The 8,844-nt window shown below is 45.3% G+C and carries 7 protein-coding genes; 5 read left to right on the top strand and 2 right to left on the bottom strand.

The genetic code is table 11. The features are described 5' to 3' along the window. Window positions 1–553: 553 nt before the first annotated feature. From AC5ZC7_RS32480 to AC5ZC7_RS32465, 4 genes are all read left to right on the top strand, one after another. Window positions 554–934 (top strand): DUF3127 domain-containing protein, encoded by a 381-nt coding sequence (locus AC5ZC7_RS32480; RefSeq protein ID WP_291920533.1) that lies wholly within the window; start codon window positions 554–556, stop codon window positions 932–934. A 161-nt stretch (window positions 935–1,095) separates the two neighbouring features. Then, window positions 1,096–2,655, top strand: a complete 1,560-nt coding sequence (locus AC5ZC7_RS32475; protein ID WP_496161217.1) for an FAD-dependent protein — start codon at window positions 1,096–1,098, stop codon at window positions 2,653–2,655. Between the two features lie 56 nt (window positions 2,656–2,711). Further along, window positions 2,712–3,656 carry an ATP-binding cassette domain-containing protein gene (locus tag AC5ZC7_RS32470; protein WP_496161218.1) on the top strand — a complete coding sequence of 315 codons (945 nt, stop codon included), beginning with the start codon at window positions 2,712–2,714 and terminating at the stop codon, window positions 3,654–3,656. A 15-nt stretch (window positions 3,657–3,671) separates the two neighbouring features. After that, window positions 3,672–4,985 (top strand): ABC transporter permease, encoded by a 1,314-nt coding sequence (locus tag AC5ZC7_RS32465; protein ID WP_496161219.1) that lies wholly within the window; start codon window positions 3,672–3,674, stop codon window positions 4,983–4,985. Window positions 4,986–5,097: 112 nt separating this feature from the next. Here AC5ZC7_RS32465 and AC5ZC7_RS32460 read toward each other — a convergent pair whose 3' ends face one another. Then, a complete protein-coding gene (locus AC5ZC7_RS32460; RefSeq protein WP_496161220.1) occupies window positions 5,098–6,042 on the bottom strand; it encodes a DUF561 domain-containing protein in 945 nt (314 codons plus the stop codon). A 121-nt stretch (window positions 6,043–6,163) separates the two neighbouring features. Further along, window positions 6,164–7,156: a sugar phosphate nucleotidyltransferase gene (locus AC5ZC7_RS32455; protein WP_496161221.1), complete on the bottom strand. Its 993-nt coding sequence runs from the start codon at window positions 7,154–7,156 to the stop codon at window positions 6,164–6,166. Window positions 7,157–7,385: 229 nt separating this feature from the next. On the opposite strand from AC5ZC7_RS32455, the gene glyA reads away from it, so the two are divergent. Beyond that, entirely contained in the window at window positions 7,386–8,663 is a 1,278-nt protein-coding gene (gene glyA, locus AC5ZC7_RS32450; RefSeq protein WP_496161222.1) for a serine hydroxymethyltransferase, read from the top strand. The last annotated feature ends 181 nt before the right edge of the window (window positions 8,664–8,844 follow it).

Below are 8,844 nucleotides of genomic sequence, written 5' to 3'. Positions count from 1 at the left end.
TGAGATAAAAAAAATTAGATTGTTTCTTAATTAAGGATGCTTAGTTCTCGAATTCGAAATTCCCCAACGCAGGATGTTGAAAAATTTTCAGACAGGATGACGAATATCTGTAGAAAATGTTGAAAAAAAAAATTTATCTACCCTTGTTTATATTCTCCTGATTACAGAGTACCAAAACTCCTCATTCCAATACTGCCGTGGCTTTACAGCCCTGACGTGACAAGGTTTTCAATACTATGAACCCTATTGATTAACAGCACACTTATCTTCTTCATTCTCCTTTTTATCATAAATATGGATATATAATTGATAAAATAATATTGTATCCCTTCTTCCGAAAAAAATCGTTCACTGGTAAAGTATGAGATATTCACACTTTTTCCGGAGAGGGTGCAAAACTATGTTAGTATCTCCATTAAAAAAAATGAATTCAGTAATAGTTATTATGAAACAATTTTTTTATATCCGCGCGCACTGGGTTAATAAAAAATATTTGCCTGCACTAAGTCGAATACCTTATCTTTGACCCTTCTGAATTTAAAATAATTTTTCTATGAGTTTTGAAATTACCGGAAAGCTGATTGTGAAGTACAACACGGTACAACGTAGCGAAACTTTTAAGACAAGAGAGTTCGTTATCGAGAAGTCCGATGATATCAATGGCCGTGTTATCAATAACTACATTAAGTTTCAGTCGGTGCAAGACCGCACTGGTATTGTTGACCGGTTCAATGAAGGTGAAAACGTTAAAGTTTATTTCAATATTAAAGGCACCAGATGGGAAAAGGATGGTAAAGTAAATTACATCACCAACCTGGACGCATGGCGTATGGAATCTGTAATGGCAGCACCTGCTCCAGGCGCAGACCCAATGCCTAACTACAACGCACCACAAATGCCTGCCGGTGACGGTGGAGACGATCTTCCGTTCTAAGCAGCACAAAGCATAAGGCGAAAAGCGAAAAGCTATTGAAGCGAATAACTGTTGCGAAAATGACATACGCACCGGCCATTCTCTTCAATAGCTTTTCGCTTTATGCTTTCCGCTTTTCCATATCTTTGCCACAGTTTTAGGATAACCACCTAACCGCTAGCATGATACAACAACTATCTCTTAAATTACTGCCGGCAGATGCCGCCTCTCATACACATATCATACAGCATGCCGCTGCTGCACTGAGTGTGAAACCCACTGATATTACCGGATTCAATCTACTGAAACGCTCTATAGACGCACGTTCCAGGCAGGTATTCTTTGTACTCACCTTACAGGTGTTTGTAAAGGAACCATTCATTGAACGCCAACATACCCATCCGGTATATCCTTCACTCCCGGCCAATGCCCCAAGAGTACTGATTGCAGGCGCAGGCCCTGCAGGGCTCTTTGCTGCACTACGACTCATAGAAGCTGGTCTGAAGCCCATTATTATTGAACGTGGCAAAGATGTTCGCGCCAGACGCAGAGATCTTGCCGCCCTCAATAAAACCGGTATCGTAAACCCAGACTCCAACTACTGCTTCGGCGAAGGTGGCGCCGGCACTTACTCCGATGGTAAACTATACACCCGCTCTAATAAGCGTGGCGATATTAACCGCATACTCAACATTTTTGTTCACTTCGGCGCAGAAGAAAAAATAATGATCGATGCGCATCCACATATCGGTACCAACAAACTCCCGCATATCATCACGGCCATGCGCGAGCAAATTATCAACAGTGGCGGAGAAGTACACTTTGAACAAAAAGTATCGGCCATACAAATAAAAGATGGCGCCGTTACCGGCGTGCAAACCGCCTCCGGACAACAATTCGAAGGCAAACACCTCATCCTCGCTACCGGCCACTCTGCCCGTGATATTTTTATCATGTTACACCAACAGGGCATTTTGCTGGAAGCCAAACCCTTCGCCCTCGGCGTGAGAGTAGAGCATCCACAGGAACTGATCGACAGCGCCCAGTATCACTGCCCTACACGCGGCGAATTCCTCCCACCCGCCAGCTACAGCCTGGTGGAACAGGTAGATGGTCGCGGTGTATTCTCTTTCTGTATGTGCCCTGGTGGCATTATCGCCCCCGCCGCTACAGATCCGGGCGAACTGGTGGTAAATGGATGGTCACCCTCCAAACGCAACAACCCCTTCGCCAATTCCGGTATGGTGGTTACCGTAGATGAATCCGACTTCGTACCCTTCGCTAAACATGGTCCTCTGGCTGCTATGTATTTCCAGCAAGCCGTAGAAAAACAAGCCTATATTGCCGGTGGAGGCAATTTCGTTGCCCCTGCACAAAGAATGACCGACTTCGTCAGCAAAAAAGTGTCCACCTCTTTGCCCGACTGCTCCTATGTTCCAGGCCTGCAAAGCGCCGACCTGCGCACCGTATTACCCAAAGTAGTACACCAACGCCTGGCAGGCGCCTTCAAAGCTTTTGGCCGCAAAATGAAAGGATACTACACGGAAAACGCCGTACTGGTAGCCACCGAGTCGAGAACCTCTTCTCCCGTACGCATTCCCCGCGACAATGATACACTGGAACACCCACAGGTAACCGGGCTGTATCCCTGCGCAGAAGGCGCCGGATATGCCGGCGGAATTGTTTCTGCCGCCATGGATGGAGAACGGGTAGCCGCCATCATTGCGGATAAACTGCGATAAGTAAGCAGGCAAACGTTGATGATTATTTATTGCCGATTAATCATTAATTTTTCACCATGAACTTACTCGAAGTCAAACACCTGAAAAAACATTATCAAACCCATAAAGCGGTAGATGATGTGAGCTTTGATATACAGCAGGGCAGCATCTTCGGACTACTGGGACCCAACGGCGCCGGTAAAACTACGCTACTACGCATGATTACCGGCATCTTCTATCCCGATGAAGGAGAGATACTTTTTAACGGCCAGAAATTTAACCCGGAAAGCGATGTACATCACATCGGCTACATGCCCGAAGAACGAGGACTTTATAAGAAGATGATGGTAGGGGAACAAACCCTGTACCTCGCTCAACTAAAAGGCCTTTCCAAAAAAGAAGCCACCAAAAAGATCAAATACTGGTTCGATAAGTTCGATATCAACTCCTGGTACCATAAAAAGGTAGACGAACTCAGTAAAGGCATGCAGCAAAAAGTGCAGTTCATTTCCACCATCCTACATGAACCTAAACTGCTGATACTCGATGAACCCTTTTCCGGTCTGGATCCTATCAACTCTAACCTGATCAAACAGGAAATTTTTAATCTCAGCAAACAAGGCACTACCATCATCTTTTCTACCCATCGTATGGAACAGGTAGAAGAAATCTGTGATCATATCATGCTCATCAACAAAGGGCATAAGATACTGGATGGCAGCGTACAACAGATACAACAGGACTTTAAACAGGGCCTCTTCAAAATAGGCCTGGGCACCATGCCTAACCCGGCGCAAATGGCCACCTGGCACTTCAACATCGTGGAAACACATGACAAAGCATTCACGGTAAAAATGAATGAAGACAGTACCACCAACGATATCCTGCTACATTTCATCCGCCAGGATATCCCGGTTACTTATTTCGAAGAAATGCTCCCCTCCATCAACGAGGTATTTATCACCCAGGTACAGCAAACAGAAACAGCCAACGCCAACCTGGCGGCTGTGCCACTCACCTGATTACGCTACTTACTTATGGAAAAAATATGGCTTATCATAAAACGGGAATTTTTTACCCGCGTCCGTAAAAAATCCTTCCTGGTTACCACATTGCTGGTGCCGCTTGCCTTTGCAGCCATGATTATTGTGCCCATCCTGCTGGCTACTTCGTCTTCAGCACACAAACGTATTGCAGTGGTAGACAACAGCGGCTTATTTGATAATAAATTCCCGGACTCCAAAGGAACCTATTTCAAATATCTCCATGATCAAAACATCGACAGCCTCAAACAACACTATGAAGATCAGGGCTATGAAGGCCTGCTCTACATTCCACAGTTTGATATCAACCGCCCTTCAGGATTTGAATTCTATAGCAGCGGTCAGGCCAGTATTACAGTAGAAAGCAGTATCAATAAAGATATCAACGATATCATTGAAAAAAAACGACTGGAGCTGCAGGGGATCGACCAGTCCAAAATGGATGGTATACGCTCCAATGTGGAAGTTACCTTCAAAAATGGCCGCGACGAGAAGAAAGGCAACTCCTGGGTGGCCTATGGTGTTGGCTATGCCAGCGGATTTATCATCTACATTGTGTTGTTACTGTTCGGTACCTCTGTGATGCGGGGCGTGATGGAAGAAAAGGTAAGCCGTATCGCGGAAGTAATGATATCCAGTGTTAAACCCTTTCAGCTGATGATGGGTAAAATCATTGGTATTGCAGCTGTAGGCCTCCTGCAGTTTTGCATATGGGGTATCCTTATCACAGCCATCTACTCTCTGATACCGTTATTCTTTTCTCCGGAAAGTATGCAGGCCGCTGCACAGGGTGGTGGTGCTATGGCGCAGGCCAGTCATGCTGACCAGGTAGAAATGATTCATAAAATGCGGGACGTGGTAGGCAGCATTCCCTGGGGCTTGATTATACCCTGCTTTATTTTGTATTTCCTGGGTGGCTACCTGTTCTATTCCTCCCTGTATGCAGCTATTGGCAGCTTAGCCAATGAAGATGCCAGCGATATACAACAATTAACGATTCCGGTTACAGTGCCCATCATCATTGGCATTATGATCATGATGAAAGCAGTGCAGGATCCGGGTAGTCCGCTGGCCGTATGGGGCAGTATTATTCCCTTTACCTCACCAATGGTGATGATGGCCCGCCTGCCTTATGGTGTTCCCGGCACGGTGCCTTACTGGCAACTGGCGCTCTCACTACTATGCCTGATAGGGGGATTTATTGGCACTACCTGGGTAGCCGGCAGAATATACCGTACCGGCATCCTGATGTATGGTAAAAAGATTACGCTGAAAGAAGCCGCAAAGTGGGTGGTGAGGAAGCCGTAGGAAGCTTTTAGCTTTTAGCAGTTAGCTTTTAGCAAAATGCAGCGAAGATGATGAGGATTATTCCCATATCTCCGCTGCATTTTGCTAAAAGCTAACTGCTAAAAGCTAAAAGCTAAAGGCTAACAGCCAACCGCTGTATCGTTTCCCGGTACTCGGTCCAGATTTCTTCCACTACCATCGCTGCCGGTTTTATTTCATGTATCAGCGCGCTTACCTGGCCTATTTCCAGTTCTCCTTCTTCGAGATTACCTTCAAACATACCAGCTTTAGCACGTGCGCGGCCCAATAAGGTTTTAAGGGCCGCAGCATCTGCGCCGTTATCTTCTGCAGCCTTGATGGCCTGGTAGAAATTGTTTTTGATTAAACGCACCGGGGTTAATTTCTTTAAACTGAGCATGGTATCCCCTTCTTTTGCATTGATCACCGCTTGCTTAAAATTTATATGGGAAGATGCTTCAGGTGTTGCTACAAAACGGCTGCCTATCTGTACACCGGAGGCTCCCAGCGCAAAGGCTGCTGCCATCGCCTTTCCGGTAGCAATACCGCCTGCTGCTATCACCGGGATTTTTACCTGTTCGCATACTGACGGAATCAGCACCATGGTGGTGGTTTCTTCGCGGCCATTATGGCCGCCTGCTTCGAAGCCTTCTGCTACCACGGCGTCTACGCCGGCTGCTTCACTTTTCAACGCAAAGGCAGCACTGGAAACTACGTGTACTACTTTTACACCAGCAGCTTTCAATACGGGTGTCCAGGTTTTGGGATTGCCGGCAGAAGTAAACACTACTTGTACCCCTTCTTCCAAAATAATATTTATCAACTGGTCTATATCCGGGTATAACAAAGGTACATTCACGCCAAAAGGCTTATTGGTAGCTTTTTTACATTGTTGTATATGTTCCCGCAATACATCCGGGTACATACTCCCGGCGCCTATCAGCCCAAGGCCACCGGCATTACTAACCGCACTGGCTAAACGCCAGCCACTTGCCCAGATCATACCAGCCTGGATAATGGGATATTGAATATTGAATAAAGAAGATATACGATTACTCATGAAACGAAATTACGAATTACGAATTACGAATTACGGATTTGGGGGTAGACAATAGCGCATATTCTTCGCTGATATCTACCCCCAAATCCGTAATTCGTAATTCGTAATTCGTAATTTTTTCTTACCCTAAATCTATTTCGGTATTATCGCCAATATTAAGGCTTTGGCTCAATCCCCGGATATTGGCATCGCTACCAATCAGGGAAGATTTCAATACTACTTCATATAGGTTACTGAAGGAGCCAATGATGGAGTCCTTCACAATTGAATAGTTGATCACGGTATTGTCGCCAATGGCCACGTTAGGGCCTATAATGGCGTTCTTAATATTACAGCCTTCCCCTATACTCACTGGCGGGATGATGATGGTATTTTCGTAAGGTAATACGGGGTTATTAGCCAGTTTATACTTCTTCAGCAGGATGGCATTGGTTTCCAGCAGGGTATCTTTCCGTCCGCAGTCAAACCAGTTGGATACTTTAAAGGCATTGAACTGTACGCCATATTCGATCATACATTCCAGGGCATCTGTCAGCTGAAATTCATCATGCGATTTTATCTTATTATCGATATTACGCTGGAGGCAATCGTACAGTTGCGTGGTTTCTTTGATCTTGTAAAGTCCTACCAATGCGAGGTTCGATTTAGGAATCTGTGGTTTTTCCACTACGCGGGTAATTTTGCCATGTTCATCCAGTTCTGCTACCCCGAAATTACGAGGGTCATCTACTTTCTTGAGCCCCAGCATAGAGTAGGGCGAAGCTATGATTTCCTTGAAATCACATTCACAAATGGTATCGCCTAATACAATCAGTATTTCGTCGTTACCTACTATATCGCGGGTAAGTGATAATGCGTGTCCGGTGCCTTCGCGACTGTTTTGTTGTACAAAGTGACAGGTCAATTGCGGGTATTTCTTCTCCACATAGTGCTGAATCTTTTCACCCAGGTACCCCACCACAAATACAAACTCTGTAATGCCTGCATCCACCAGCTGATCAATAATGATACTAAGAATGGTTCTGCCGGCTAAAGGTATTAATGCTTTAGGCTGTGTATATGTATGTGGACGAAGCTTGGTGCCTGCCCCTGCCACGGGTATGATTGCCTTCATTATCTGTTGTAGTTAGGATGTTACTATTGCACTCGAATATGCGAAAATACTATATTTAGCGGAAAGCATAAAGGTGAAAGCAAAAAGCCACGTGCACAAATGATTCACGCAACAGATCATTAAATATCTGCTACTATCTTCGCTTCTATAGCTTTTTGCCTTATCCTTTCTGCTTTCCGCTTGCTATTCATCCTCCTTTCATTTAATTTTGCCCAAAAATTTGGGCAACATGCAAAGAGACCAGCAAATATTTGATTTAATTGGCCAGGAATTGGAGCGTCAGCGCCATGGCATTGAATTAATCGCATCTGAAAACTTTACCAGCTACCAGGTAATGCAGGCAATGGGGCAGGTGATGACAAATAAATATGCCGAGGGCTATCCTGGCAAAAGATATTATGCAGGTTGTGAAATTGTAGACCAAAGCGAGCAACTGGCTATTGACAGAGCCAAACAAATATTTGGTGCTGCTTATGTAAACGTACAACCTCACTCCGGCGCACAAGCCAATGCGGCAGTGATGCTGGCTATCCTCCAACCTGGTGATAAAATACTGGGACTGGACCTGAGCATGGGCGGTCACTTAACCCATGGGTCAGCGGTAAACTACTCCGGAAAGCTCTACCAACCTCATTTCTACGGTGTTAACAAAGAAACCGGCCTGGTAGAATATGATAAGATGGAAGAAATTGCACAGCGCGAAAAACCAAAGTTGATTGTTTGCGGTGCATCTGCTTACAGCCGCGACTGGGATTATAAACGTATCCGCGAAATCGCTGACTCAGTTGGCGCCTTCGTAATGGCGGATATTGCACACCCCGCCGGTTTGATTGCCAAAGGTTTGCTGAACTCTCCATTTGCACATTGCCATTTCGTTACCACTACTACTCACAAAACACTGCGTGGACCTCGCGGCGGTATGATCATGATGGGTGCCGATTTCGAAAATCCATTTGGTCTGAAAACACCAAAAGGCGAAACCCGCATGATGAGCTCCCTCATTGATACTGCTGTATTCCCAGGTATCCAGGGTGGTCCGCTCGAACATATCATTGCTGCTAAAGCAGTGTCTTTCTTCGAAATATTATCTGACGATTATACCGTTTACGCCAACCAGATCCTGAAAAATGCACAGGCCATGGCGAAAAGCCTGGTAGGTAAAGGCTACGAAATCATCTCAGGCGGCACTGATAATCACCTGATGCTGATTGACCTCCGTAACAAAAATATCTCCGGTAAAAAAGCAGAACAAACACTCGTTAAAGCTGATATCACTGTGAATAAAAACATGGTGCCTTTCGACGATAAATCTGCCTTTGTTACTTCCGGTATCCGCGTAGGGGTGCCTGCTATCACTACCCGTGGCCTGAAAGAAGGTCATATGGGCCAGATCGTTGACTGGATCGACCAACTGCTGATGGATGCCGATAACGAAGCACTCATCACCAGCATCAGAGGTGAAGTAAATACGTTCATGCAACAGTTTACCCTGTATCCTGAACTGTAATAGCGCAGACAGCGTAAAGCAGAAAGCAAAAAGCCATTATCGCGTACATCACTCGCGATAATGGCTTTTTGCTTTCTGCTTTACGCTTTTCCCTTCCGAATCTTTTCTCTCCCGAAAAAATTCTTTGAAATATTAAAATCTCCCTTATCTTTATAGTGTACTAGTTAAGTAGTACACTAAA

It is taken from the genome of Chitinophaga sp. 9-1-y, from assembly GCF_059511905.2.
This window is presented reverse-complemented; position numbering and strand designations above follow the sequence as displayed.